This is a genomic window from Modestobacter roseus, assembly GCF_007994135.1.
In the GTDB taxonomy this organism is placed as follows: domain Bacteria; phylum Actinomycetota; class Actinomycetes; order Mycobacteriales; family Geodermatophilaceae; genus Modestobacter; species Modestobacter roseus.
Genome location: NZ_VLKF01000001.1, coordinates 294,213 through 319,374 on the forward strand (window position 1 = coordinate 294,213; position 25,162 = coordinate 319,374).

The 25,162-nt window shown below is 75.1% G+C and carries 28 protein-coding genes; 16 read left to right on the plus strand and 12 right to left on the minus strand.

The annotated features are described in order from the left end of the window. Positions 1-56 precede the first annotated feature (56 nt). A complete protein-coding gene (locus JD78_RS01485) occupies positions 57-590 on the minus strand; it encodes a superoxide dismutase family protein (RefSeq protein WP_153356794.1) in 534 nt (177 codons plus the stop codon). A gap of 111 nt (positions 591-701) precedes the next feature. Beyond that, positions 702-2,225 (minus strand): glucosylglycerate hydrolase, encoded by a 1,524-nt coding sequence (ggh, locus tag JD78_RS01490; RefSeq protein WP_153356797.1) that lies wholly within the window; start codon positions 2,223-2,225, stop codon positions 702-704. A gap of 320 nt (positions 2,226-2,545) precedes the next feature. Here ggh and JD78_RS01495 point away from each other — a divergent pair, with 320 nt between their 5' ends. Then, positions 2,546-3,784: an EAL domain-containing protein gene (locus JD78_RS01495; RefSeq protein WP_228394909.1), complete on the plus strand. Its 1,239-nt coding sequence runs from the start codon at positions 2,546-2,548 to the stop codon at positions 3,782-3,784. A gap of 66 nt (positions 3,785-3,850) precedes the next feature. Continuing rightward, the gene (locus JD78_RS01500) at positions 3,851-4,030 is read left to right on the plus strand and encodes a DUF1059 domain-containing protein (protein WP_153356801.1); all 180 of its coding nucleotides are present in this window, start codon (positions 3,851-3,853) and stop codon (positions 4,028-4,030) included. Between the two features lie 9 nt (positions 4,031-4,039). Here the strand turns inward: JD78_RS01500 and JD78_RS01505 are convergent, their stop codons facing one another. Further along, on the minus strand, positions 4,040-5,068 hold the full coding sequence (locus JD78_RS01505) for a potassium channel family protein (protein WP_228394910.1): 1,029 nt from the start codon (positions 5,066-5,068) through the stop codon (positions 4,040-4,042). A 60-nt stretch (positions 5,069-5,128) separates the two neighbouring features. Next, positions 5,129-5,659, minus strand: a complete 531-nt coding sequence (locus JD78_RS01510; protein WP_166520899.1) for a MarR family winged helix-turn-helix transcriptional regulator — start codon at positions 5,657-5,659, stop codon at positions 5,129-5,131. Positions 5,660-5,741: 82 nt separating this feature from the next. On the opposite strand from JD78_RS01510, the gene JD78_RS01515 reads away from it, so the two are divergent. Further along, positions 5,742-6,593: a patatin-like phospholipase family protein gene (locus JD78_RS01515; protein ID WP_208103946.1), complete on the plus strand. Its 852-nt coding sequence runs from the start codon at positions 5,742-5,744 to the stop codon at positions 6,591-6,593. A gap of 68 nt (positions 6,594-6,661) precedes the next feature. On the opposite strand, the gene JD78_RS01520 is transcribed toward JD78_RS01515, so the two are convergent. Then, a complete protein-coding gene (locus JD78_RS01520) occupies positions 6,662-7,192 on the minus strand; it encodes a MarR family winged helix-turn-helix transcriptional regulator (RefSeq protein WP_228394911.1) in 531 nt (176 codons plus the stop codon). A gap of 90 nt (positions 7,193-7,282) precedes the next feature. On the opposite strand from JD78_RS01520, the gene JD78_RS01525 reads away from it, so the two are divergent. The 7 genes from JD78_RS01525 to JD78_RS01555 all read left to right on the plus strand — a co-directional run bounded on the left by JD78_RS01525 (position 7,283) and on the right by JD78_RS01555 (position 13,445). Next, positions 7,283-7,840 (plus strand): YceI family protein, encoded by a 558-nt coding sequence (locus JD78_RS01525; protein WP_153356810.1) that lies wholly within the window; start codon positions 7,283-7,285, stop codon positions 7,838-7,840. A 126-nt stretch (positions 7,841-7,966) separates the two neighbouring features. Further along, the gene (locus JD78_RS01530; protein WP_153356813.1) at positions 7,967-8,461 is read left to right on the plus strand and encodes a MauE/DoxX family redox-associated membrane protein; all 495 of its coding nucleotides are present in this window, start codon (positions 7,967-7,969) and stop codon (positions 8,459-8,461) included. After that, complete coding sequence (locus tag JD78_RS01535) at positions 8,451-9,221, plus strand: DsbA family protein (RefSeq protein WP_153356816.1); 771 nt, start codon at positions 8,451-8,453, stop codon at positions 9,219-9,221. Before JD78_RS01530 ends, JD78_RS01535 begins: the two co-directional genes overlap by 11 nt. Before the next feature lie 12 nt (positions 9,222-9,233). Next, positions 9,234-9,578, plus strand: a complete 345-nt coding sequence (locus JD78_RS01540; protein ID WP_153356819.1) for a hypothetical protein — start codon at positions 9,234-9,236, stop codon at positions 9,576-9,578. Between the two features lie 139 nt (positions 9,579-9,717). Then, complete coding sequence (gene typA / locus JD78_RS01545) at positions 9,718-11,607, plus strand: translational GTPase TypA (RefSeq protein ID WP_153356822.1); 1,890 nt, start codon at positions 9,718-9,720, stop codon at positions 11,605-11,607. Positions 11,608-11,914: 307 nt separating this feature from the next. After that, positions 11,915-12,388, plus strand: coding sequence for a DUF5994 family protein (locus tag JD78_RS01550; RefSeq protein WP_228394912.1), 474 nt, complete (start codon positions 11,915-11,917; stop codon positions 12,386-12,388). A 73-nt stretch (positions 12,389-12,461) separates the two neighbouring features. Next, positions 12,462-13,445, plus strand: coding sequence for an NAD-dependent epimerase/dehydratase family protein (locus JD78_RS01555; RefSeq protein WP_166520900.1), 984 nt, complete (start codon positions 12,462-12,464; stop codon positions 13,443-13,445). Positions 13,446-13,503: 58 nt separating this feature from the next. On the opposite strand, the gene JD78_RS01560 is transcribed toward JD78_RS01555, so the two are convergent. The 7 genes from JD78_RS01560 to JD78_RS01585 form a co-directional block, all read right to left on the minus strand. Beyond that, positions 13,504-14,130 (minus strand): class I SAM-dependent methyltransferase, encoded by a 627-nt coding sequence (locus JD78_RS01560; protein ID WP_194290393.1) that lies wholly within the window; start codon positions 14,128-14,130, stop codon positions 13,504-13,506. 29 nt (positions 14,131-14,159) lie between these two features. Next, positions 14,160-15,161 (minus strand): NAD(P)/FAD-dependent oxidoreductase, encoded by a 1,002-nt coding sequence (locus tag JD78_RS01565; protein ID WP_153356827.1) that lies wholly within the window; start codon positions 15,159-15,161, stop codon positions 14,160-14,162. A 230-nt stretch (positions 15,162-15,391) separates the two neighbouring features. Next, entirely contained in the window at positions 15,392-16,411 is a 1,020-nt protein-coding gene (locus tag JD78_RS01570; RefSeq protein WP_153356831.1) for a sulfite exporter TauE/SafE family protein, read from the minus strand. An 87-nt stretch (positions 16,412-16,498) separates the two neighbouring features. Further along, entirely contained in the window at positions 16,499-16,606 is a 108-nt protein-coding gene (locus JD78_RS22735; protein WP_323368778.1) for a putative leader peptide, read from the minus strand. Positions 16,607-16,664: 58 nt separating this feature from the next. Beyond that, positions 16,665-18,083 (minus strand): MFS transporter, encoded by a 1,419-nt coding sequence (locus JD78_RS01575; protein ID WP_166520901.1) that lies wholly within the window; start codon positions 18,081-18,083, stop codon positions 16,665-16,667. A gap of 11 nt (positions 18,084-18,094) precedes the next feature. After that, positions 18,095-19,096 carry an inorganic phosphate transporter gene (locus JD78_RS01580; protein ID WP_153356834.1) on the minus strand — a complete coding sequence of 334 codons (1,002 nt, stop codon included), beginning with the start codon at positions 19,094-19,096 and terminating at the stop codon, positions 18,095-18,097. 7 nt (positions 19,097-19,103) lie between these two features. Further along, a complete protein-coding gene (locus JD78_RS01585) occupies positions 19,104-19,727 on the minus strand; it encodes a DUF47 domain-containing protein (RefSeq protein WP_228394913.1) in 624 nt (207 codons plus the stop codon). A 203-nt stretch (positions 19,728-19,930) separates the two neighbouring features. Between JD78_RS01585 and JD78_RS01590 the strand changes: the two genes are divergently transcribed. The 6 genes from JD78_RS01590 (at position 19,931) to JD78_RS01610 (ending at position 25,151) form a co-directional block, all read left to right on the plus strand. Beyond that, positions 19,931-21,634: a copper resistance CopC/CopD family protein gene (locus JD78_RS01590; RefSeq protein WP_153356837.1), complete on the plus strand. Its 1,704-nt coding sequence runs from the start codon at positions 19,931-19,933 to the stop codon at positions 21,632-21,634. Positions 21,635-21,658: 24 nt separating this feature from the next. After that, the gene (locus JD78_RS01595) at positions 21,659-22,381 is read left to right on the plus strand and encodes a YcnI family copper-binding membrane protein (RefSeq protein ID WP_228394914.1); all 723 of its coding nucleotides are present in this window, start codon (positions 21,659-21,661) and stop codon (positions 22,379-22,381) included. Beyond that, positions 22,378-23,070, plus strand: a complete 693-nt coding sequence (locus tag JD78_RS01600; protein WP_228394915.1) for an SCO family protein — start codon at positions 22,378-22,380, stop codon at positions 23,068-23,070. The genes JD78_RS01595 and JD78_RS01600 overlap by 4 nt, the downstream gene beginning before the upstream one ends. Next, positions 23,067-23,933, plus strand: coding sequence for a hypothetical protein (locus JD78_RS01605; RefSeq protein ID WP_243730955.1), 867 nt, complete (start codon positions 23,067-23,069; stop codon positions 23,931-23,933). The genes JD78_RS01600 and JD78_RS01605 overlap by 4 nt, the downstream gene beginning before the upstream one ends. Next, positions 23,918-24,160: a hypothetical protein gene (locus JD78_RS21905; protein WP_243730956.1), complete on the plus strand. Its 243-nt coding sequence runs from the start codon at positions 23,918-23,920 to the stop codon at positions 24,158-24,160. The genes JD78_RS01605 and JD78_RS21905 overlap by 16 nt, the downstream gene beginning before the upstream one ends. A gap of 196 nt (positions 24,161-24,356) precedes the next feature. Further along, positions 24,357-25,151: a M23 family metallopeptidase gene (locus JD78_RS01610; protein WP_153356843.1), complete on the plus strand. Its 795-nt coding sequence runs from the start codon at positions 24,357-24,359 to the stop codon at positions 25,149-25,151. Positions 25,152-25,162 lie beyond the last annotated feature (11 nt).

Here is a 25,162-nt window from a genome sequence, read left to right on the forward strand (position 1 = left end):
CGGGGGTCCCCGCTCCATGCGGGGCGGGGACCCGTGACGTCAGGGCGGTACCCGGCTCAGCCGCCGACGGGCGCGCAGGCCAGGGCCTCGGTGTCCTCCCCGTCGGCGCCGACGGCGTGCACCAGCAGGGCCGTGCCGTCCTCGTCCAGCAGGGTGTCCAGGTCCACGTTCGCGACGACCGCGCTGACCTCGCCGGTGCCGTCCTCGCCGACGACGAGCTGCGGCAGTTCGATGCCGGGCAGCGCCGCACCCACGCCGGTCCAGTCGCCGACCAGCGTCGGGTCGTCGGGGGTGGCCGGCGCATCGCAGTCCGCGGTCTCGTGGAGCGACAGCGGGTGCTCCCCGGCCGGCAGCCCGGTCGCCTCGGCGACCACCTCCATGCCGGTCTCCGCGTCGGTGAAGGTGACCCGACCGGCGCTGCTGCCCTCGGGGTCGACCAGGTAGGCGCTCTCCTCGACCGGGACCGCCAGGTCGTCGGGGAGCGCGCCCTCCTCCTCGGTGAACGAACCACCCACGCCGGTCGGGTTGTCGCCGCACGCGGCGAGCAGCAGCAGTGCGGTGGCGGCCGGGACGAGGTACCTGCGCGGCACGGGGAACTCCTCAGGAGGGCGACGGTGGGGCGGGTGGGTTGTGCCCGCCCGACCGTCGGGTGCACCCCGTCCGCCCGCTTTCGTCACCGGATCGTCATCCGGCTCGCGCGGTCAGCCCGGTCGCTGCTGCGGCTGCGGGCGCGTCGCCGGGCCGTGGCCGTGCGCCGGCCGGTGGCCGGCCGCCCGCTGGTGCTGCGCTGCCTGGTGCGCGGCGCGCTGCGCCGGGGTGATCCGGGGCAGCTCGCTGGTCAGCCACCGCACCGGACGTCGCTGGGCCGGCCGGCGGGCGGCCAGGAAGTCCAGCGCGATCGCCGCCGTCCACGACTGGTCGCGGCTGCCGAGGGTCTCGCCGGTGACCGGCTCGTAGTACTCGGCGAAGTCGCAGTCGATGAGCTGGGACAACCCGGCCAGCCGCAGCTGGTTGGCCGCCTCCTGCTCCCCGGAGCGGTTCAGCGCCCAGGCCATCAGCCAGTTCAGCACCGGCCACTGCGGCCCGCGCCAGTAGGTGCGTTCGCGGAAGTCCGCCGACGCCGGGGACACGGAGGGCACCACGGGCCAGCGCAGCCGGGAGTGCCCGCACCAGCGCGGCCCCAGCAGCAGGTCGCGCTGCCGCCGGGTGACCGCCTCGTCGCCGCCGCACAGCAGCGGTGCGAAGCCCGCGGCGCTCTCCACCTCCAGCCAGTTACCGGTGCGCAGGTCCAGGTCGCGGGCCAGGCCGGTGTCGGGGTCGACGGAGCGCAGCACCCCGGTGCGGAACCGCCGGGCGATCGCCCGGGACTGCTCCACGCCGCCGGACGAGCCCCCGCCGATGCCCAGCTCCTCGCCCATGTCGGCGAGCAGGTCGCTGGCGGCCGCCAGCAGCGCCGAGACCAGCACGTCGCCGACGACGAAGTCCCCGGTCGACCGGTAGGCGGCGTCGTCGTAGCGGACCCGGACCTTCTGCTCCAGCAGCCACAGGTAGCGGGCGTACTCGGCGTCGGAGGGGCGCTGCGAGGGGTCGGCGACGTGGGCGAGGTCGGCGCGGACGAACGGCGGCATGTCCGGCTGCGGGTGCACGTTGGCGTAGGGGACGTCCCAGCGCGGCGAGTCGTCCATGCCCGACTCCCAGCCGTGGTGGATCTCCACCAGCCCGTAGCTGTAGGGGTCGCGGGCGGTGGCCAGGTACTGGTGCCAGGCCAGCCACTGGTCGAAGGTCTCCCGGACGAAGTCCTCGGCCAGCTGCTGGTCGGTGCCGCCGCGGCGCCGGGCGTCGTGCAGGATCCGGGACAGCGCGATCACGTGGATCGGCGGCTGGCAGATGCCCGAGGTGAGCACCTCGGGCGGGCGCGCGGCGGCCACCTGGGTGCGCCAGCGCTCCGGACCGGGGAAGTAGTCGCTGGGGGAGTGGAACAGGATGTGCGGGATCATCCCGGTCGCCCACTGCCCGGTCAGCAGCGTGCGCAGCTCGTCCAGCGCCCGGGGCACCGACACGGTGGCGATGCCCAGCGCGACGAACCCGGCGTCCCAGCTCCACATGTGCGGGTAGAGGGTGGGGGAGGCGACCGTGAACCGGCCACGGTCGTTGGCCCGGAGCACGTAGCCGGCCCGCCCCGCCATCAGGCCGACCTCCACCGCGCTGGGCTGGGACACGGTCATCTGCGGTCTCGCTCCTCTCGCCGGTCGGTGCGATCCTCCCCCGCGGGGTGCGGGTCGCGCCGCTGTTCACGCAGAAGTCACGAACGAGTCGTTGACCGCTCCGCTCGGGGTCCGTGGCCCCGCTTCCCGCACCAGGGTGCCCGGCCGGGCCCGCGGGCGCGCCGCCCGGCCCACCTCCGGGGCGACGCCGGGCCCGCGTGCCCCGACGGGGTGAGCCGCCCCGGCTGCGGCTCGCCCCCGCCGCCCGGGCCGGGGCAGGCTCATGGCCACGGCGAACGGTCCAGGGACGGGCCCCCCGCCGCTTCCAGGAAGAGGGCCCGGTGACCGCAGCGACCAGCGACCTCGCGGACGCGCGTGCGGCGGTGGCGCCCGCGGGTGGCTGGGCCGCGGCGCTGACCGCCGTGCTCGCCGACCCCGCGCAGCCGCGACTAGTCTTCCAGCCCATCGTCGACCTGCGCCGCGGCGTCGTCGCCGGCTACGAGGCGCTCTCCCGCTTCGACGCCGCGCCCGGGATCGGCCCGGACCGCTGGTTCGCCGCGGCCGACGAACTGGGCCTCGGCGCCCGCCTGGAGGGCCAGGTCGTCGCCGCCGCCCTGCGCGCCCGGGAGGAGCTGCCGGCGGGCCGCTTCCTGTCGGTGAACGTCAGCCCCCACCTGCTCACCGAGCCCGAGCTCGCCGACGTGCTGCTCGCCGCCCCCGACCTGGGCAGCCTGGTGCTCGAGCTGACCGAGCACGTGCCCGTCGACGACCACGAGCGCCTCACCGGGCTGCTCGCCCGGCTGCGCGCGGCCGGTGCTGCCGTCGCACTGGACGACGCCGGGTCCGGCTACTCCGGCCTGCAGCAGCTGGCGTTGCTGCGCCCGCAGTTCGTCAAGCTGGACCGGGCGCTGGTCGACCACGCCGACCGGGACGAGGCCAAGCTCGCCCTGGCCGAGCTGCTGGGCACCTACGCCGGGCGGCTGGACGCCTGGCTGCTGGTGGAGGGGATCGAGCGGCCCGAGGAGCTCGCCGCGTTCGTCCGGCTGGGGGTGCCGCTCGCCCAGGGCTACCTGCTGGCCCGGCCGGCCCCCGGCTGGCCGGAGCTGGACCCGGCCGCCGCCGAGCTGCTGCAGACGATGGCCGGCCGCAGCGGCCAGGCCGACACGGTGGCCCCGCTGGTCGAGACGGTTCCCGCGGTGGCCGTCGGCGACCTGGCCGGGGACCCGGCGGGGGAGCTGGCGATGGACCTGACCGCGGCCCGGGCGCGCTTCGCCGCCGACGCCGGGCTCGACGTCGTCGTCACCGTCGACGCCGCGGGCTGCCCCACCCACCTGGTCCGGCCGGGCCTGCGGGACGGCGACGACGAGCTGCAGGTCGTGCCGGTGAGCCTGCGGGTGCGGCCGGGCGCCCCGCTGGTGGAGGTGGTCACCCGCGCGATGACCCGGGTCGCCGCCCGGCGCTTCGACCCGGTGCTCTGCGTGGACCCGGGCGGGCGGCTGCTCGGCCTGGTCCGCCCCGAACGGATGACCCTGCGGCTCGCCGAGCTCCAGGGAGGGTCGTCGCCGGTCGACGTCCCCTGAGCACACCGTCCTCGACAGGACACGACGCCGCACGGCTGCGGCCGAGAGAGACCACGGAGGAACCCGGTGAAGGAGTTCGACTGCGCCGACGTCGTCCCCGGTTGCGGAGCCAGCTTCCGCGCCCCGACGGCGGAGGAGCTGCTGCTGCACGGCCGCGTGCACGCCGAGCACGGCCACGGCAAGGTGGCCGCGGACATGCCCGCGGTCGACGTGGCCGTGGGCCGCGCGATCCGCGACGTCGCCTGAGGCGACCGCTCAGCTGCCCTCGGGGCCGCGGTGGGCCTTGACGACGACGAGCACGTCCTCGCTCTGCAGCGTCCCGATCAGCGGGTCGTCGAAGCGCAGGGTGCGCCCGCCGCGGGTCACCGACAGCACCACGTCCCGGAGCTGACGGGGGCTCAGGCCGACCTCGGAGTGGGTCACCGTGCGCTGCTGCAGGTCCAGGCCGCGGCCGCTGGTGAGCAGGTCCTCGACCGCGGCCACCACGCGCGGCTGGTCGGTGGAGAGGCCGAGCAGCCGGCCCGACGTCGCCGCGGTGGTGATCACCGTGTCGGCGCCGGACTGGCGCAGCAGGCTGGCGTTCTCCTCCTCGCGGACGCTCGCGGTGATCGGCACGGTCGGGTTGAGCTGCCGCACGGTGAGGGTGATCAGCACCGAGGCGTCGTCCCGGTGCGCGGCCACGATGACCGCCCGTGCCTTCTCCACCGCCGACCGGCGCAGCACCTCGGTCCGGCCGGCGTCGCCGAGGATGCCGGTCAGCCCGGCCGCCGTCGCCTCCTCGATCATCCGGGCGTCGGTGTCGACCACCACGATGTGGTCGGCGTCGGTGCCGGTGGTGAGCAGCGCCCGGATGGCGCTCCGGCCCTTGGTGCCGTACCCGCAGACGACGACGTGCTGGCGCACGTGGGACCTCCAACGTCGGAGCCGGAACTCCTCCCGGGACCGCGCGGTGAGCGCCTCCAGGGTGGTTCCGATGAGCACGATGAGGAACATGATCCGCAGCGGCGTGATCACGAGGATGTTGACCAGGCGGGCACCGGGGGTGACCGGGGTGATGTCTCCGTAGCCGGTGGTGGAGAGGCTCACGGTGGCGTAGTAGGTGGCGTCCAGGACGCTGATGTCGCCGCCCTGGCTGTCCCGGTAGCTGTCCCGGTGGAGCCAGACGATCAACACGGTCAGCGCCAGGACGATGGCGGCGATGATCACCCGGCGGCCCACCTGCCGGGCCGGTGACGCCTCGACGTGGGCGAGCTGGACGCCGGTGTGGTCGCCGTGGTTCAGCACGGGGCCGGCATCTTCCTGGTCACCGGGGGCACGATAGCGACCGCCGGTGGCCGGAGCCGGTCAGGCGGGGGGCCCGTCGTCCCCGGCCGCTGCCGAGGGGCCGACGTCGTGGCCGGGGGACACGTGCGCGAGCACCCGTTCCAGCAGCCCGTGCAGGGTGGCCGCCTCCGTCGCGGACAGGCCCAGCGCCTCCGGACGGTTGAGCTCGGCGAGCAGCGGTCCGGCGGCGGCGAGGGCGGCGTGGCCGGCCTCGGTGAGCCGCACGTCGATCCGCTGCCCCCGGCGGACCTCCTCCTGCCGCTCGATCCACCCCTCGTCGGCCAGGGTGCGCAGCAGCGCGCTCATGCTCTGCGGGGTGAGCTCGAGGCGCCGGGCAAGCTCGGCGGAGGTCAGCACCCGGTCCCGGGAGAGGTGCACCAGCACGAAGAACGTGTGCGTCCGCAGGCCCACCCGGGCCAGCTGCCGGGCGAACAGGTCGCTGACGGCGGCACCGGCGCGGGCCAGGGCGTAGGCGGGGATGCCGCCGGGGTCCTGGGCGACCCAGCCGGGGGGCCGGTGACGCGGGCCGTCGCCGTCCGGTGGGTGCTCCATGGGAGGAGACCGTAGGTGGCGCGCGGACCGACAGCCGACCGATGGCCCTGCGTGGCGGGCGTCGGCAGGCCAGGATGGCCGGGTGAGCGAGCAGCGCAGGGCCCTGGTCCTCGGTGGCGGCGGCGTCACCGGCATCGCCTGGACGACCGGGGTGCTCACCGGCCTCGCCGACGCCGGCCTCGACCTGACCGACGCCGACCTGGTGGTCGGCACCTCCGCCGGGTCGATCGTCGGCACCCAGCTGCGCAGCGGCGTCCCGGTCGCCGAGCTGTTCGACACGGAGATCGCCCCGCCGGCCCCCGGGCCGACGGCGCGGCTGGGGCGGCGCACGCTCGCCCGCTACGGGCTGGCCATGCTGATGGCCCGTCGGGACGACGCCGCGTTCCGACGCCGCGTGGGCGCGCTGGCCCTGGCCGCCGCCGACGCCGGGGCCACCCCGTCGGAGGAGGACTGGCGGCAGCTGATCGCGGTCCGGCTGCCCGGCCCGGACTGGCCGGAGCAGCCGCTGGTGCTCACCGCCGTCGACGCGCAGAGCGGGGAGTTCCGCACGTTCGACCGTGACTCGGGCGTGGACCTGCTCGCCGCGGTGGCGGCCAGCTGCGCCGTCCCCGGGGTGTACCCGCCGGTGACCGTCGACGGCCGCCGCTACATCGACGGCGGGATGCGGTCGGTGGCCAACGCCGACCTGGCCACCGGCTGCGACCGGGTGGTCGTCATCGCCCCGATCGTGCGCGGGGTCGGGCCGATGGCCGGCGTCGACGCGCAGGTCACCGGCATGGTCAGCCGGGTCGCCGTCGTGGCGCCGGACCAGGGCAGCCGGACGGCGATCGGCAAGAACGTGCTCGACCCGGCGGCACGCCCGGCGTCCGCCCGGGCCGGTCGCGCCCAGGCCGCCGCGGTCGCCGCGGAGGTCGCCGAGGCCTGGCAGGGCTGACGCCGGGCGCGCGGACTCCCGCCGGTGGTGACACGCCGTCGGGGTCGACCGGCGTCACCCGGTGCGGGTCACTGCTCGTGCAGGTGGCGGAGCAGCGTCTCGCCGATGTCGCGCATCGCGGCGATCTGGGCCGGGCTCAGCTGGTCGAACAGGTGGCTGCGCACGCCCTCGACGTGCACCGGCGCGGCGGCCTCCAGGGCGGCGAAGCCCTCGTCGGTGAGGACGGCGAGCTGGCCGCGGCCGTCCTCGGCGCAGACCTGCCGGCGCACCCACCCACGCTCCTCCAGCCGGGACACCGCGTGCGACAGCCGGCTGCGGGAGGACAGGCAGCGCTGGGCGAGCTCGCTCATCCGCAGCTGGCGGCCCTCGGTCTCCGACAGCTGGACCAGGATCTCGTAGTAGGCGTGCGAGATGCCGGTCTCCCGGGTGAGCTCGCGGTCCAGCAGGTCGTCGAGGATCATCCAGCTGTACATGTAGGCCCGCCAGGAGCGCTGCTCCTCCGCGTCGAGCCAGCGCGGCGCGGCCGGCGGGACGTCGGCGGCGCCGGCCGGGGCGCCGTCCGCGGCCGGCGGGCGCTCGGGGGACACGTCGGTGGTCACCCCTTGAGGGTACTGGCGGAATACTCAAGCTCTCAACTACGCTGCCGCCCGACGACATCGGTCAAACGCTCAACCAGTTGGAGGGTCACCATGGCCAGCACCACCCAGATCCCCGGATACGTCGTCGGCACGTGGGACATCGACGCGTCCCACTCGACCGTCGGCTTCGCCGTCCGCCACATGATGGTCAGCAAGGTCCGCGGCTACTTCCGCGAGTTCTCCGGCGTGATCGTCACCGCCGAGGACCCCTCGCAGTCGACCGTCACCGCCACCGTCGACATGGACTCCATCGACACCCGCCAGGAGCAGCGCGACGCCCACATCAAGTCCGCCGACTTCTTCGACGTCGGCAACCACACCGTGATGGAGTTCCGCTCCACCGGCGTGCGCAACAAGGGCGAGGACTGGGTCGTCGAGGGTGACCTCACGATCAAGGGCATCACCAAGCCGGTGACCCTGGACCTGGAGCTCAACGGCTTCGGCCCCGACGCCTACGGCGGCACCCGCGCCGGCTTCTCCGGCAAGACCTCCATCTCCCGCAAGGAGTACGGCGTCGACATCGACATGCCGATGGACGGCGGCGGCGTCGTCGTCGGCGACAAGATCGAGGTCGAGCTCGAGATCGAGGGCGTGCTCCGCACCGCCTGATCCGCGACACCAGACGACGAAGGTCCCGGGCGCTGCCCGGGACCTTCGTCGTCTCCCGGCCCCGTCCGGGTGAAGTCACAGCCGGTCGGCAGGAACTGCCCGTGGTCCGGGGACGACAGTTGAGCCGTGCGTGTTCGGTACGGCGCGGTGGCGCCCTGGCTGGCGACGGCGGCGCGGTTGCTGCTCGGTGTCGTCCTGGTGGTCGCCGGGGCGCTGAAGATGCCCGACCCGGCCGCGGCCGAGCGCGCGGTGCGGGCCTACCGGCTGCTGCCCGAGGAGCTGGTCTCCCTGGTCGCGTTCGGCCTGCCGGTGCTGGAGATCGCCGCCGGTCTGGCCTTGCTGGCCGGGGTCTTCGTGCGCACCGCGGCCATCGCCGGAGCGGTGCTGATGGCCGTGTTCATCGCCGCCATCGCCTCGGCGTGGGCGCGCGGCCTGCAGATCGACTGCGGCTGCTTCGGCGGTGGGGGCGAGGTGGCCGCCGGCCAGACCGCCTACCCCGGCGAGATCGCGCGGGACACCGCGCTGCTGCTCGTCGCCCTCGCGCTGGCGTGGCGGCCGCGGTCGCGGCTGGCCCTCGGCGCCCCACGTGTCGACAGGACGGAGAACGCCGGTGTCCGGTGAGAACAAGCGGGACGCCGCACGGCGGCGGATCGCGGAGAAGCGGGCGGCGGAGGCCGCGGCCCGGGCCGCCGCCGAGCGACGCCGGCGCACGGTGATCGGCGGGGTGGTGGCCGCGGCGGTCCTGGTCGTCGCGCTGGTGGTCGTCGTCGTCGTGCAGACGCAGCGGACGTCGACGGCGGCCGACGCCGGCGCGCCCGCCGGGACGGTGGCCGACAGCACCGCCTTCCCGGTCGGGGACGCCGGCGCCCCGGTGACGGTGACCGTGTACGAGGACTTCCAGTGCCCGGTGTGCCGGAGCTTCGAGGAGGCCAACGGCGACACCCTGGACCAGCTCGTCGCCGACGGGGACATCGTGCTGCAGTACCGGCCGGTCGCGATCCTCGACCGGTTCTCCACCACCGACTACTCGACCCGGGCGCTGAACGCCGCCGCGGTGGTGGCCGACGAGGCCGGCATCGACGCGTTCGAGCAGTTCCACGACCTGCTGTTCGCCGACCAGCCGGCGGAGAACGGGCCGGGGCTGTCCGACGACCAGTTGATCGACTACGCCGCCCGGGCCGGCGCCACCGGCGAGGCGGTCGAGCAGGGCATCACCGAGCTGCGGTTCGAGGACTGGACCGCCCAGGTCACCGAGGCCTTCAGCCAGGCCGGGATGACCGGGACGCCGACCGTGCTGGTCGACGGTGAGCCGCTGGACAACGGCACGCAGCTGACGCCGCAGGGCATCACCGCCGCGGTCGAGGCCGCCGCGCAGCCGTAGGAGACTGGGGGCATGTCGACCACGACCCTCGCCCGCGTGCAGACCCGTTTCCCGTCGGCCGTGGCGGCCGCCGTCGGACTGGCCGCCGGGTTCGGCGTCGCGCAGGGCACCGGCGTGCGCGCGCTGGGCGGCATCGTCTTCGCCGCGGGCGGCCTGGCCGCCGGCTGGCTCTGGTACCGCCGCCGCGGGGCCGCCGTCGCCGCCGGGCTGGCGGTCGCCTACGTGGCCGCGTTCGTGCTCGCGCACGTGCTGGCCCTGGGCGTCGGCTGGCCGGCGTGGCTGGCGGTCGGCCTGGTCACCGTGGCCGTCGCCGCGCTGTCCTGGGCGGTCGCCGACCGGCCCGCGTCCACCCTCTGAGTGGGGGACCGGTCACAGCGGGCCTGTCCGGAGCCCGGCGTCGCCTACCATGGGAAGGTCTCTGCCGCACTCGCGGTTGAGTCCTGATGTGCGCGCCGCTGCGCGCAGACTCCCGCGACCCCCTGAGGTGCCTCTCCGCATGCCCACCCGCAACGACCTGCGCAACGTGGCGATCGTCGCCCACGTCGACCACGGCAAGACGACCCTCGTCGACGCCCTGCTCCGGCAGGCGGGTGCCCTGGGCCGCGCCAAGGGCGAGGGCACGGACAACGACTCGACTCAGGACCGGGTCATGGACTCGATGGACCTGGAGCGCGAGCGCGGGATCACCATCCTCGCCAAGAACACCGCGATCCGGCTGGCCGACGACGAGGGCAATCCCGTCGTCGTCAACATCGTCGACACCCCCGGCCACGCCGACTTCGGCGGTGAGGTCGAGCGCGGCCTGTCGATGGTCGACGGCGTCGTCCTGCTCGTGGACGCCTCCGAGGGCCCGCTGCCGCAGACCCGCTTCGTGCTCCGCAAGGCGCTGGGCAAGGGGATGCCGGTCATCCTCGCGGTCAACAAGACCGACCGCGCCGACGCCCGCATCGAAGAGGTCGTCGACGAGTGCTACGAGCTGTTCCTGGAGCTGCTCGAGGACGCGGGCTCCGACGCCGACGCGCTCGAGTTCCCGATCGTCTACTGCAACGGCCGCACCGGTCAGGCCTCGCTCAACCGCCCGGAGAACGGCACCGTCCCGGACAGCCCGGACCTCGGACCGCTGGTGAAGACCCTGCTGGACACCATCCCGGCGCCGGAGTACGACGCCGAGGAGCCGCTGCGCGCGCAGGTCACCAACCTCGACGCCTCACCGTTCCTCGGCCGGCTGGCGCTGCTGCGCATCCACTCCGGTGAGATGAAGCGCGGCCAGCAGGTCGCCTGGTGCAAGGTCGACGGCACCATCCAGCGGGTCAAGATCACCGAGCTGCTGGTCACCGAGGGCCTCACCCGCACCCCGGCCGACAGCGCCGGCCCCGGCGACCTGGTCGCCATCGCCGGCATCGAGGACATCATGATCGGCGACACCCTCGCCGACCCGAACGACCCGCGCCCGCTGCCGCCGCTGACCGTCGACGAGCCGTCGATCTCGATCACCATCGGGATCAACACCTCGCCGATCTCGGGCAAGAGCGGCAAGAAGCTGACCGCCCGGCTGATCAAGAACCGCCTCGACCAGGAGCTGGTCGGCAACGTGTCGGTGCGCATGCTGCCCACCGAGCGCCCCGACACCTGGGAGATGCAGGGCCGGGGCGAGCTGGCGCTGGCCATCCTCGTCGAGCAGCTGCGCCGCGAGGAGTTCGAGCTCACCGTCGGCCGCCCGCAGGTGGTCACCAAGGAGATCGACGGCAAGCTGCACGAGCCGGTCGAGCGGGTCACCATCGACACCCCGGGGGAGTACGTCGGCACGCTCACCCAGGCGCTGGCCACCCGGCGGGCGCGGCTGGAGAACCTGGTGCACCACGACACCGGCTGGGCGCGGATGGAGTACATCGTCCCGTCCCGTGGCCTGATCGGGTTCCGCACCGAGTTCCTCACCGAGACCCGCGGCACCGGCGTGCTGAACCACAACCTCGAGGGCTACGAGCCGTGGCTGGGCGACATGCGTGCCCGCCCGACCGGCTCGCTGGTCGCCGACCGCAGTGGTGTGGCGACGACGTACTCGATGTTCTCGCTGCAGGAGCGCGGCCAGATGATGGTCGAGCCGGGCACCGAGGTCTACGAGGGCATGATCGTCGGTGAGAACTCCCGTCCGGACGACATGGACGTGAACATCACCAAGGAGAAGAAGCTCACCAACATGCGCAAGTCCACCTCCGAGGAGCTGGAGCGGCTCATCCCGCCGCGGATCCTCAACCTGGAGCAGGCGCTGGAGTTCTGCGCCGAGGACGAGTGCGTGGAGGTCACCCCGGGCGCCGTGCGGGTGCGCAAGGTCGAGCTGGACCAGACGATCCGCGGCCGGTCGAAGAACCGGAAGCCCAAGCCCTGATCAGCTGAGCTGCACACGACGGACGCCGCCGTCCCCGCACCGGGGACGGCGGCGTCCGTCGTTCCCGGGTTGGGCGTGACGCGCGGGCAGGGCTGACGAGACGGATGGGTCCGCTGTGGCAACTGTTGTTGTGTCGCCACGGAGCGTGATGACGAGCCGCGGTCGCCGGACACGTGGCGCAACGCTGCCCGCAGGTGGTCGGGGTGTCGCGCGCGTCGGCCTACCTTCCGCTCGGGAGACGACCGTCTGCGCAGGGGAAGGCCGGGCGGCGTCTGGGGGAACGGTGCGGAAGGTGGTCGGAGGACCGATGACGGTGCAGCGGGCAGCAGGCTTCCGGAACGGGATCGACGTGCGGGTGCGCCTGCGGCGGGAGGGGACCCGCGCGGACGTGCCGGTGGACGGCGCCTGGTGGCCGCGCAGCCGGGACCTCGCCGCGGAGCTCCCCGAGCTGGTGGCGGCCCTGGCCGGCCTGGGCGTGCGGGTGGAGCGGTTCACCTACCCGTCCACCGTGTGGCAGCCGGTCGAACGCCGGATCGCGGTGGCCGGGCGGATCGTGCGCACCGGCGCCTTCACCAGCATGGACCCGCAGCTGGTGTCGCTGACCGTGGAGGACGACCGCCGGCTGGACCTGCTGGTGGTGCCGCCGGAGGCCGACGCGCTGACCGGCGTCCGGGCGCTTCGGCTGGCCGGGCTGAAGGAGAACTCCGGCACCGCGCAGCGGGTGTTGGCCACCGCCGGCGCCCGCCCCGGCCCGGAGGTCGTCCCGCTCCGCGCCGGCTGAGCCGCCCGGGTGTCGGCTGCGCCGGCAGCGAACCGCGTGGACGCGAAGCGCTCCGGTGCGGTGGGCTCGGCGCATGCGACTCCTCGTCCTGGGCGGCACCCACTTCCTCGGCCGGCACGTGGTGGCCGCCGCACTCGCGCGCGGGCACGAGGTGGCCACCTTCACCCGCGGGGTCTCCGGCGAGCCGCCGGCCCGCGTCCGCGTGCTGCACGGGGACCGGGACGACCCCGGCGCGCTGCCCGCGGCGCTGGCCGGCTGGACGCCCGACCTCGTGGTGGACACCTCCTGCCAGGGGCGCGCCGCGGCCGAGCACGCCGCTGCCGCCCTGGCCGACGTCGCGGGCTACGTCTTCGTCAGCAGCCTGAACGCCTACCGGAGCTGGCCGCCCGGGCCGGTCACCGGCGAGGACGATCCCACCTGGGACACCGAGGACGACGAGTACGGCCCGATCAAGGCCCACGCCGAGCGGGTGCTCGCCGCCGCTCTGGGCGACCGGTTCCTCACCGCGCGGGCCGGGCTGATCGTCGGCCCGCACGACCCGCTGTACCGGGTGGGGTGGTGGCTGGACCGGATCGCCGCCGGTGGCCGGGTCGTCGTCCCGGCCGACACGCTCGACCAGCCGATCGCGCTGGTCGACGCCCGCGACCTCGCCGGCTGGCTGGTGGAGATGGCCGAGGCGCGGCCCGGCGGCGCGGTCAACGCGACCGGCCCGGCCGGGATGACGACGTTCGGCGGCCTGCTGGAGACCTGCCGGGAGGTCACCGGGAGCGACGCCGAGTGGGCGCCGGTGACCGACGCCGACCTGCTCGCGACCGGCGTCCAGGAGTGGACCCACCTGCCGCTGTGGCTGACCGCCGACCAAGCCCGCACCGCCTGGGACGTCGACACCACGCGCGCCCGGGCGCTCGGCCTGCCGTCCCGGCCGGTGCGCGACTCGGTCGCCGACACCTGGGCGTGGATGCGGTCCTCGCCGCGGCCCGCACCTCCGCCCGGGCGGACGCTGCCCGGCCTGCCTCCGGAGCTGGAGCGGGCGCTGCTGTTCGCCGCCGCGGGGTGAGCCGCGTCGGCGTCGGTGGAGCCGGGTCGTACCCCGGCTCCACCGACGGCCGAGTGGCTCAGCCCCGGCGGCGGAGCCGCAGGATCTCGTCGGCGTGGTGGTGGCCGCCCTCGTCGCCGGACCGCGGGCGGGACTCGGCGGTCACCACGTCCCACTGCGCCGGGTCGAGGTCGGCGAGCACCTGGGCGGCGGTGGCGAACCGGTCCCCGCCCCACCGGGCGGCCCGCTCCTCGTCGTACGGGTGCCCGACCCACAACAGCGTGCCGCTCGCGGCGACGCCCGACGCCAACCGCGGCACCAGCTCGTGCCGCAGCGCCTCCTGCGGGTGCAGGAAGTGCGCGGTGACCAGGTCGTAGGCGCCGTCCGGCGGCTGCCACGTGGCGACGTCGCCGCGCACCCACTCGACGCGCTCGGTGAGGCCCGCCGCAGCCGCGTGCTCGGCCGCGCGGGCGAGGGCCACCTCCGACCAGTCCAGCCCGGTCGCCTGCCAGCCCCGGCCGGCGAGCCACAGCACGTCGCCGCCCTCGCCGCAGCCGACGTCCAGCGCACGCCCCGGCGGCAGGTCGGCGGCCTCGGCCACCAGTGCCGCGTTGGCCCGGCCGCTCCAGAGAGCAGGGGAGTCGCGGTAGCGCTCCTCCCACGACGCCAGGTCGTGCCCGTCGGGCTGCGCGCTGTGCTCGTGCACCGGTCCTCCTTCGGCTGTGGTGCCCGCGGTCACCGGGCACCTGCCCCGGCCGGGGCTCCGACCTGGATCTCGGCAGAGGATGCCGCTCGGCGGGCCGCCACGGCCAGCCGGGTCTCCTCCATGATCAGCTCGCCGTTGATGCCGGCGCCGGCCTTCAGCCCGGCGGCGGCCGCGCCGATCACCTGCGCCATCAGGTCGGTGACGTTGCCGGCCACCCAGACCCCGGGGACGTCGGTCGAGCCGACCGGGGTCGACGGGACGGCGTGGCCGACGACGGTGCCCATCGCCTCCACCGGCTCCACGGGCAGGCCGAGGGACTCCAGCACGGCGGAGCGGGCGGTGAACGTGGGGGCGACGACGAGCGCGTCGCGGGCCACCACCTGCCCGGAGGCCAGCCGGACGCCGGTCAGCCGGTCGCCGTCGGACTCGACGGCGGTGACCTCGCCCACGACCACCGAGACGCCACGGGCGGCCAGCTGCTCCCACTCCTCGTCGGTGGGCTCGGCCTGGCCGTGCACGAAGAGCGTGACGTCCGCGCTCCACTGCCGCCACATCAGCGCCTGGTGCATCGACATCGGGCTGGTCGCCAGGATGCCGATGGCCTGGTCGCGCACCTCCCAGCCGTGGCAGTAGGGGCAGTGCAGGACGCCGTGTCCCCACTGCTCGCGCAGGCCCGGCACGTCCGGCAGGTCGTCGACCAGGCCGGTGGTCACCAGCAGCCGGCGGGCGGCCACGGTGCGCCCATCGGCCAGGGACACCGTGAACCCGTCGCCCTCGCGCGCGGCGGACACCACCTCGCCGCTGACCACCTCGCCGCCGTAGCCGACCACCTCGGCTCGGCCGGCGGCCAGCAGCTCACCGGGCGGGGTGCCGTCCCGGCCCAGGTAGTTGTGCATCTCGGCGGCGGGGGCGTTGCGCGGCTCCCCGCCGTCCACCACCAGCACCGACCGGCGGGCCCGGCCCAGCGCCAGCGCCCCGCTCAGCCCGGCGGCGCCGCCGCCGACCACCACCACGTCGTACCGCTCGCCCATGGTCGCGCTCCTCGTGCCCGGGCGGCCGGGGATCGGCCGCCGTCGCGATCGAGGGTGCGACCGCCACCGTCGTCCTGACAAACTTCTTTGCCGATTCGACAAACTCCCTGCAGTTCGCTTTTTGATCAGGTGCCCTGATCAAAAAGCGTCCCCCCGAACCGCATTCGGTGCAGGGGGACGCCGTTGGATCAGGGCACCTGATCGAAGCCGAGCGCCGGCTGGCGGGCCGGCTACCCGCGGGGTGCGCTCGGGCGGCCGGCGCGGACGCCGGCCTGCGGCTCGGCGTCGTGCGACTCGGTGACGCTCGGCTCGGTGACGTTCGGCTCGCGCTCGGCGCGGGCGAGCTCCTCGGCCTCGGCGGCCAGCGCGTCGGCCGACTCCTGGGCGCGGTCCTTGCGGTACTCGCGGAACGAGTGCGCGACCGCGGCGGCCCAGACCAGGTAGATGACCACGTAGACGCCGTAGCGCACCGGGTCGGCGGCGTCGATCCAGTCGCTGCGCAGCAGGGTGCGGGTGTTGGTCAGCACGATCATGCCGCCGACCAGCGACCCGAGCAGCCGTGGCGGGACGTGCCGGACGAGCCACGCCGCGATCGGCGCGGCCAGCAGACCACCGGCGAGCAGGACCCCAACCCAGGCGAAGTCGATGCCCTGGCTGCCGAGGGCGAGCAGGAAGCCCAGGCTCGCGGCGATGGCGACCAGGAACTCGGACGTGTCGATGGAGCCGATCACCTTGCGCGGCTCCATCCGGCCGCTGGCCAGCAGGGCGGGGGTGCCCACCGGACCCCAGCCGCCGCCGCCGGTGGCGTCGACGAAGCCGGCGACGAGGCCGAGCGGGCCCAGGAAGCGCTTGCGCACCGGCTTGCCCAGGTTGCGCCGGTCGATGCCGCGCAGGGTGAACCGGACGAGCAGGTAGACGCCCAGCGACAGCAGGATCAGCGACATGACCGGCGCGGCGAGCTCGGTGGAGAGGTTGGACAGCACGGTGGCGCCGACGAACGCGCCGATCGCGCCGGGCAGGCCGACCTTGGCGACGACCTTCCAGTCGACGTTGCCGAACTTCCAGTGCGACAGGCCGGAGGCGAGGGTGGTGCCGATCTCCGCCAGGTGGATGGTGGCCGACGCCGCGGCAGGGTTGGTGCCGATGGCCAGCAGCATGGTCGTCGACGTGACGCCGTAGGCCATGCCGAGGCTGCCGTCGACGAGTTGTGCGCCGAACCCGACGAGGGCGAGCAGGACGAGGGTCTTCACGGGAGGGTGCTCCGGGATGGTGGCGCCGGGCGCGACGGGACGCGCGTCAGGCTGGCTGGACGGGGGACGCCGCGAACGGCGCGGAGGTCAGCGGCCCGGACAGGTTGCGGTGGCGACCCGGAGCAGGTCGACGTGCAGACGGCTCACCAGGAGCTCGCCCGGCAGGGTGGCCGGGAGCAGGGCCGTCGTCGTCACGGCGACATTCCTACCACTTTGGTGCAGATTGCGTGCAACCCGCTCCCATGCAGTGGGATCAGGGGCGCAGGACGTCGTTGCGGATGGTCGCCCAGGCGGTCAGCCCGCCCACGAGCATGACCCCCGCGCACGCCCACAGGGCGCGCTGGTAGCCGGCGCTGAAGCTCACCTCGTCGACCTGGCCGCCGGCGGCGAGCCCCACCGCCACCGGCAGCGCCGCGACCGCCAGCAGGCCGGCGGCCCGGGCCACCGCGTTGTTCACCCCGCTGGCCACGCCGGCCAGGTGGTCGGGGGCGGCGGCCAGCACGGTCGCGGTCAGCGGCGCCACCAGCGCCGACATGCCCAGCCCGAACAGCACCGACCCGGGGAACACCGCCGTCCAGTACCCGCTCCCGGCGTCCACGGCCGACAGCCAGAGCAGCCCGGCCGCGGCGACCACCGGGCCCACCGTCATCGGCAGCCGGGGGCCGATCCGCTGGGCGAGCGCGCCGGCCCGCGCCGAGAGCAGGGTGAGCAGGATGCTCGGCGGCAGCGACGCCGCGCCGGCGAGGGTGGCGCTGTAGCCGAGCACCGTCTGCAGCTGGAGCACCAGGAAGAAGGAGAAGCCGCCGAGCGCGCCGTAGACGGTGAGGGTGCTCAGGTTGGCGCCGGTGAACTGGCGGTCGGCGAAGACGCCCAGCGGCAGCATCGGGTGGGCGGCCCGCCGCTCCCGGACGACGAACGCGGCCGCCGAGGCCACCCCGATCGCGGCCGCCGTCCACACCGCGGCGCTGCCCGGGTCGTCCCCGGCGGCGATCAGCGCGTAGGTCACCCCGCCCAGCGCCACGGCGCCGGTGGCCGCGCCCAGCACGTCGAACCGGCCGGAGGCGTCCGGGTCCCGGCTCTCCGGCACGTGCCGGACGGCGACCACGACGACCGCGACCGCCAGCGGCACGTTCACCCCGAACACCCACCGCCAGCTCACGGCGTCCACCAGGAACCCGCCGACGAACGGCCCGACCAGGCCGGCGATGCCGCCGAGTGCCGACCAGAGACCGATGGCGCGGGCCCGGTCGTGCGGGCGGAAGGAGGACTGCAGGATGGCCAGGCTGCCGGGGGTGAGCAGCGCGCCGCCCACGCCCTGCAGCGCCCGGGCGGCCACCAGTTGCGCGGTGTCCTGCGCGAGCCCGCACAGCAGGGAGGCCAGGGCGAACCAGATGACGCCGATGAGGAACACCCGCCGGCGCCCGTAGCGGTCGCCGAGCGCGCCGCCGAGCAGGATCAGCGCGGCCAGGGTGAGCGTGTAGCCGTTGACGGTCCACTGCAGCGCGGCGAGCGAGGCGCCCAGCTCGGCGCCGATCGTCGGCAGGGCGACGTTGACCGCGGTGGCGTCGAGGAAGGCGACGCCGGAGGCCAGCACGGTGGCCAGCAGCACCCAGCGCCCGCGGGCGGTGCCCAGGGCGACGGCGTCGTCGGCGGGTGCTGCCGACGGTGCCACGTCCGCCGAAGCTAGCCGACGACGGCGTGGGTGACCACGTACGCCAGGGCGGCGACCCCGGCCGCGGCGGGCAGGGTGACCACCCAGGCCATCACGATGCCGCCGGCCACGCCCCAGCGGACCGCGGAGAACCGCCGCGTCGCGCCGACGCCCATGATCGAGGTGGTGATGACGTGCGTCGTCGACACCGGGACGGCGAAGACCGTCGCCGTGGTGACCATCACGCCCGAGGCGACGGACTGCGCGGCGAAGCCGCCGGCCGGGGTGAGCTGGATGATCCGCCGGCCCAGGGTGCGCATGATCCGGAAGCCGCCGGCGTAGGTGCCCGCGCTGATCGCGATCGCCGCGGCGAGCACCACCCACGCCGGCACCTCGAAGGTGTCGATCTCCCCGGCGGTGAGCAGCGCCAGGGTGATGATGCCCATCGTCTTCTGCGCGTCCTGCATGCCGTGCCCCAGCGCCATCGTCGCCGAGCTGACCACCTGCGCGTACCGGAAGCCGCGGTGCGCCCGGTGCGCGTTGGCGCCGCGGAAGGCCCACAGGAGGCCCAGCATCACCAGGTAGCCCGCGCCGAAGCCGACCAGCGGTGAGACCACCATCGGGATCACGACGTCGCCCAGCACGCCCCCCCACTGCACCGAGTGGGCCGCCGCCAGCGCGGCGCCGACCAGCCCGCCGATCAGCGCGTGCGAGGAGGAGGAGGGCAGCCCGAGGTACCAGGTGACGACGTTCCACACGATGGCCCCGACCAGCGCGGCGAACACGATCTCCAGGCCCTCGGCGCCGGTGGGCGGCTCGATGATCCCGGCGCCCACGGTCTCCGCCACCTGCGTGGAGATCAGCGCACCGACCAGGTTCATCACCGCGGCCAGCGCGAGCGCCACCTTCGGCGTGAGCGCCTTGGTGGAGACGGCGACGGCGATCGCGTTCGCGGCGTCGTGGAAGCCGTTGGTGTAGTCGAACGCCAGCGCGACGACGATGATGACCGCCAGCGCGGGGAGCAGTGGGTCCATGCCGGGGTCAGGAGTCCTTCACGGCGATGGTCTCGACCACGTGCGCCACGTGCTCGAAGGCGTCGGCGGCCTCCTCGAGCTGGTCGGCGACCTCCTTGAGCTTGAGGATCTCCAGCGCGTCGAACTCACCGGAGTACAGCCGGGACAGCAGCCGGCGGTAGAGCTTGTCCGCCTCGTTCTCCAGCCGGTTGACCTCGATCCAGTAGTCGGCGAGGTCCTTCATCGAGCGCAGCCGGGGCATCGACTCGGCGGTCACGATCGCGCAGCGCTGCAGCAGGGCCACCTGCTGGCCCATCTCGGCCGGCAGCGTGCCCAGGTGGGTCAGCAGCACCAGGTCCGCCGCGGCCTCGATCGCGTCCATCACGTCGTCCAGCTGGCTGGCCAGGGCGACGATGTCCTCCCGGTCGAACGGGGTGACGAAGCTGGAGTTGACCTGCCGGAAGATCGCGTGGGTGGCCTGGTCCCCGGCGTGTTCGAGGTCCCGCAGCCGGCCGGCCAGCTCCTCGCGGAGGGTGTGCTCGTGCACGAACTGGCCGAGCAGGTCGGTGGCGGTGACCAGGTTCTCGGCGGCGGCGGTGAACATCCCGTAGAAGCTGGAGTCGCGAGGGGTGAGGCGGAGGCGGAAGGCCACGCAGGTGCTCCGGGGTGAGGGGATCGGCGGCGCTGCCCGTGCGGGCGGGAGCCGCACGGGAGCATAGGTCGGGGTCGGCGGCCCGTCGTCCACCCTCAGTCCATCGGGGTACGGGTGCGTGCTCTGCGCCACAGCGGGAACCGGTGGGGGTTGCCGGGCGACTTGTCTGTCGTGCAGCACACCGGCCGGGGGAGGACCCGCACGTGACCCGGGCCGTCCCCGCGCTCCTGCTGCTCGGCGCGCTCCTGCTGGCCGGGGTCGGCGTCGACGTGCTCACCGCACCGCCGGCCGCCGCGCACGCCACGATCGTGAGCACCAGCCCGGCCGACGGCGCGCGGCTGGACGCCGTCCCGGACGCGGTGACCCTGCAGTTCGACGAGCCGGTCTCGCTGGGGGCGGGCTACGCCCGCGTGCTCGGCGCCGACGGCGAGCGGGCCGACACCGGCGCGGCCGAGGTCGGTGACGACACGGTCACCGTCCCGCTGCGCGACGGCCTGCCCGAGAGCGGCTACCTGGTCACCTACCGGGTGGTCTCCGCCGACTCGCACCCCGTGTCGGGGGCGTTCTCCTTCGTCGTCGGCGACGGCGAGCTGCTGGCGGTCGACGCCGCGATCACCGACGCCGACGTGCACCCGGTGGTCGCGGCCGCGCTCCCGGCCGCCCGCTGGCTGGGGTACCTGGGCCTGGCGCTGGGCGTCGGCATCCCGCTGACGCTGGCGGTCTGCTGGCCCGGTGGCTGGGCGGTGCCGCTGCTGCGCCGGCTCACCCTGGCCGGGCTGGGCGCCGTCGCCGTCGGCGCGCTGCTCGGGGTGCTGCTGCAGGGGCCGTACGCGGCCGGCGCCGGACCGGGCTCGCTGCTGGACCCCGACCTGCTGGGCGCCACCCTCGGCTCCACCTACGGCCTGACCCTGCTGGCCCGGCTGCTGCTGGCCGCCGCCCTGGCCGGGCTGCTCGCCGCCGGCTGGCGCGCCGGCCGGCCGCCGGCCCGGGGTCTGCTCGTCGGCGCCGGGGTGCTCGCCGCCGTGCTGGTGGTGGCGGTGGCCGCCGTCGGGCACCCGGTGGCGGGCCCGCTGCCGGGGCTGGCGGTGCCGGTCGCCGCGGTGCACGCCGCGGCGATGGCCGGCTGGCTCGGTGGGCTCACCGCGCTGTTCGCCGGGGCGCTGCGCCGGCGGGAGGACGCCGCGGAGCGGGTCGGTGAGCTCGCGCTCGCACTGCCCCGCTGGTCGCGGCTCGCCGCCGGGCTGATCGCGGCCCTGGTGGTCACCGGCGTCCTGCAGTCGGTGCGGGAGGTGGGCACGCTCTCCGCGCTGCTCACCACCACCTACGGGTGGCTGCTGGTCGTCAAGCTGGTGCTGGTGCTCGGGGTGCTGGTCGCCGCCCTGGTCAGCCGCGACTGGGTGCAGCAGCGGCTGGGCGACCGGCGCCGGGACCGGGTGGCGACCGCCGGGTCGCCCGCGGAGCACCTCGGGGTGCTGCGGCGTTCGGTGCTGCTCGAGCTCGCCGGTGCGGCCGCGGTGCTGGCGCTGTCGGCGGCGCTGGTCGGCACCCCGCCCGCGCGGGCCGCCGTCGCCGACCCGGTCGAGGTGACGCTCCCGCTGCAGTCGGCCACCGGCACCGACGGCACCGTGCAGGTGACCCTCGCCCCGGCCTCGCCCGGGCCCGCGTCGCTGCACGTCTACCTCTACGACGACGCCGGCACGCTGATCCAGCCGCAGCAGATCACCGTCTCGCTCACCGAGCCGCAGCAGGAGATCGGCCCCCTCGACGTCGAGCTGGCCGGCGCCGGCCCCGGCCACTACATCGGCGACCCGGTGCTGCCGACCGCCGGCACCTGGACGCTCACCGTCACCGTCCGGCTGGACGAGTTCACCGCCCGCACCGCCAGCACCACCTTCCCGGTGCGCTGACCCACCCTGATCGAGGAGAACCCCGTGCCCCTGTCCCGTTCCGCCCGCCGGCTCGGCGTCGTCGTCCCCGTCGCGCTGGCCACGCTGCTCACCGCCGGCGTCGGCGCCGCCTCGGCGCACGTCACCGTCTCCAGCGCCGACGCCGCCCCCGGTGGCTACGGCAAGCTGACCTTCCGGGTGCCCAACGAGAGCGACACCGCGAGCACGGTGGGGTTGCGCATCCAGATCCCGACGGACGCGCCGCTGGCCTCGCTGCGGGCGCAGCCGGTGCCGGGCTGGACGGTCACGATGACCCGCAGCGAGATCGACCCGCCGGTGGAGGTGCACGGCCAGGAGGTCGAGGAGGCGGTCTCGGTGGTGGAGTTCCGCGCCGAGGAGGGGCAGGGCATCGACCCCGGCGAGTTCCAGGAGTTCGCCCTCTCCGGCGGGCCGTTCCCCGACGCCGAGCAGCTGGCCTTCGCCGCGGTGCAGAGCTACAGCGACGGCAGCGAGGCCGCCTGGATCGAGCCCACGGTCGAGGGGCAGGCCGAGCCCGAGCGCCCGGCGCCGGTGCTGTCCCTGGCCGGTGAGGGCGCCGCGCACGGTGCGGAGACCGGCACCGACGACGCCGCGGCGGTCGCGGCCGACGACGACGGCGGCGACGGGCTGGCGGTCACCGCGCTGGTGCTCGGCGTGCTGGGCCTGCTCGCCGGGCTCGGTGGTCTCGGGCTCGGTCTGGCCGCGCGGCGACGTACCGTGTCCTCGTGAGCTCGCGGACCCGCCCTGCCCGCTTCCGTCCCGCCCCGGCAGGGGCGCTGGTCGCCGCCGGGGTGCTGCTGGCCGGCTGCGGTGGCGACGCGTCCGCTGACGACCCGGCCCAGGCCGAGGGGCACGACCACGGCGCCGGGGTCGAGGCCCCGGCGGTGGTCGAGGGCCCGGACACCGGCCCCTACGAGGGTCTGCACCTGCAGGACCCGTACCAGAAGCCGTCGTTCACGCTGACCGGCAGCGACGGGCAGCCCTACGACTTCGCCGCCGCGACCGCCGACGGGCCGACGCTGCTGTTCTTCGGGTTCACCAACTGCCCCGACATCTGCCCGACCACGATGGCCGACGTCCGGCTGGCGCTGGGCGACGTCGACCCGGCGGTGGCCGAGCGCACGAACGTGGTCTTCGTGACCACCGACCCGGCCCGGGACACCCCCGAGGTGCTGGGGGCCTACCTGGACCAGTTCGACGCCGAGCTGCCCACCCAGTTCGTCGGGCTGACCGGCGACCAGGAGCAGATCGAGCAGGCGCAGCTGGCCGCCGGGGTGCCGCTGGCGCAGGACAACGGCGAGTCGCACTCGGCGCTGCTGCTGCTCTACGGCACCGACGGGGAGGCCGACGTCGCCTTCGACGCCGGCAACACCAGCCGCGACATCGCCCACGACCTGGCGCTCGTCGCGGCGGAGTGAGCACGCGCGCGGGCGCCTGGCCGGGCCGGCTGGTCGTCGTCCGGCTGGGCGTCGTCCTGCTGGGGGTGCTGGCGACCCTGCTGGTGGCGGGCCCCGCCGTCGCGCACGTCGGCGGGGGAGCGGCCGGCAGCGACTTCGACGGGCGGGTCACCTCGGTCAGCCCGGCGCCGTCCGGGGTGAGCGTCCGGGTGCTGGAGTTCGGTGACGCCCTCGAGGTGGTCAACGAGACCGGCACCGAGCTCACCGTGCCGGGCTACACCGACGAGCCGTACCTGCGGATCGGCCCGGACGGGGTGTGGCGCAACGCGCTGAGCCCGGCCACCTACCTGAACCTGGACCGCTACGGGCTCACCCGGGTGCCCGACGACGTCGACGTGACCGCGCCGCCGCGGTGGGAGCAGGTCTCCACCGAGCCGGCGTACGTCTGGCACGACCACCGGACGCACTGGATGACCGAGGACCTGCTGCCGCCGACCGTCGCCGCCGACCCCACCCGCGCGCACACCGTCGCGGAGTGGACGGTGCCGATGGCCTACGGGGGCACCCCGCTCACCGTGTCCGGGGTGCTGACCTGGAGCCCGCCGCCGCCGGCCTGGCTGGTGTGGCCGGTCTACGCGTTGCTGCTGGGCGCCACCGTGCTGGCGGGCTGGCGGGCGAGGACGCCGCGCCCCCTGGGGTTCGCGCTGGGCCTCGGTGCGCTGGCGGCGCTGGCCCACGCGCTGACCACCCCGGAGCCACCGGTGACGGTCGGCTCCTGGCCCGGGGCGCTGGTCTCCGCCCTGCTGCCGGCGCTGCTGGCGGTGCTGGTCGCGGCGATCGGGGTGCGGGCGGCGCTGCGCGGCCGGGGGTGCTCGCCGGGCTGATGGCGGTGGTGGCGGGGTGGCTGCTGCTGGTGCAGGGCCTGCCCGACGTCGACGTGCTGTGGACCGCGCACACCCTCACCCGGGGGCCGGAGCTGCTCGGCCGGGCCACGGTCGCCGTGCTGGTGGCCGTCGGGCTCGGTCTGGTGATCGGCGGCGCGCTGGCCGCCCGACGCTTCCGGGACGACGCCGTCAGCCGCCGCCCGTCCGTGGAGCCGGTCGCGGCCTGAGACGAGGCCGCCCGGCCGGGTCGATGTGTCGACAGGTCGACACATCGACCCGTTTCTGACCGTCGTGGAGTGATTACACGGCGTGTCCCGGCGAACACGCCGCGAGGTAAATTACAAAGCTGCAACTCGATGTTTGGATGACTGCCGACCCGATCCGGCGCTCCTGGCGCCGACGTCGAACGGAGAGGCAGGGCGGATGGCTTCGAGGCACGTCGGCAGCGTCGTCGAGGGAACCCGACGGTCCGTTGCCGAGGTCGTCGCCGAGGTCTCGCCCGACACCGCCGAGCGCCTGGCCGTCCGCCCCGGCACCTCCGTGTCGCGCCGGCCCGCCGCCCTCGTGGCGGCCCTGGCGATCGGCGGGGTGATCGCCTTCCTGGGCAGCCACGCCCTGCAGCCGGCGGCGGCTGAGCCGGTCGAGGTCGCCGCGCTGCTGGCCGCCGACTCGTCGCTGATCGACGAGGAGGCGGCGCTGATGCCGCAGTCGTCGATCAGCGAGGCCGAGGCCCGCGAGCGGCTCGCCGAGGTGGCCGCGGCCCGCGCCGAGCGCAAGGCCCGCGAGGAGGAGGCCGCTGCGGCTGCCGCCGAGGCCGCCCGCCCCAAGGTCGTGGCCCCGCTGGACAGCTACCGGTTGACCAGTGGCTTTGGCTCGCGCTGGGGCACCACGCACTGGGGCGTGGACCTCGCCGCCCCCATGCACACCCCGGAGTACGCGGTGGAGGACGGCGTCGTGCTGCGGGCCGGCGCGGCCAGCGGCTACGGGCTGGCGGTGTACATCCTCGGCGAGAGCGGCGACGTCACCGTCTACGGCCACATGGACAAGATCCAGGTCACCGCCGGCGACGTCGTCGAGGCCGGTGACCAGATCGCGCTGCTCGGCAACCGTGGCCAGTCGACCGGGCCGCACCTGCACTTCGAGGTGCACTCCGGCGGGCTGGAGGGCAAGCGGGTCGACCCGGTCACGTGGCTGGCCGCCCGCGGCGTCGACCTCTGACCTCACCCAGC

Coding starts and splice junctions, on each gene's coding strand:
- ggh (WP_153356797.1), bottom strand. CDS start 2,225: ATGACCGTGTCCCAGCCCAGCGCGGTGGAGGTCGGCCTGATGGCGGGG.
- JD78_RS01510 (WP_166520899.1), bottom strand. CDS start 5,659: ATGGAGCACCCACCGGACGGCGACGGCCCGCGTCACCGGCCCCCCGGC.
- JD78_RS01525 (WP_153356810.1), top strand. CDS start 7,283: ATGGCCAGCACCACCCAGATCCCCGGATACGTCGTCGGCACGTGGGAC.
- JD78_RS01540 (WP_153356819.1), top strand. CDS start 9,234: ATGTCGACCACGACCCTCGCCCGCGTGCAGACCCGTTTCCCGTCGGCC.
- typA (WP_153356822.1), top strand. CDS start 9,718: ATGCCCACCCGCAACGACCTGCGCAACGTGGCGATCGTCGCCCACGTC.
- JD78_RS01550 (WP_228394912.1), top strand. CDS start 11,915: ATGACGGTGCAGCGGGCAGCAGGCTTCCGGAACGGGATCGACGTGCGG.
- JD78_RS01555 (WP_166520900.1), top strand. CDS start 12,462: ATGCGACTCCTCGTCCTGGGCGGCACCCACTTCCTCGGCCGGCACGTG.
- JD78_RS01565 (WP_153356827.1), bottom strand. CDS start 15,161: ATGGGCGAGCGGTACGACGTGGTGGTGGTCGGCGGCGGCGCCGCCGGG.
- JD78_RS01580 (WP_153356834.1), bottom strand. CDS start 19,096: ATGGACCCACTGCTCCCCGCGCTGGCGGTCATCATCGTCGTCGCGCTG.
- JD78_RS01610 (WP_153356843.1), top strand. CDS start 24,357: ATGGCTTCGAGGCACGTCGGCAGCGTCGTCGAGGGAACCCGACGGTCC.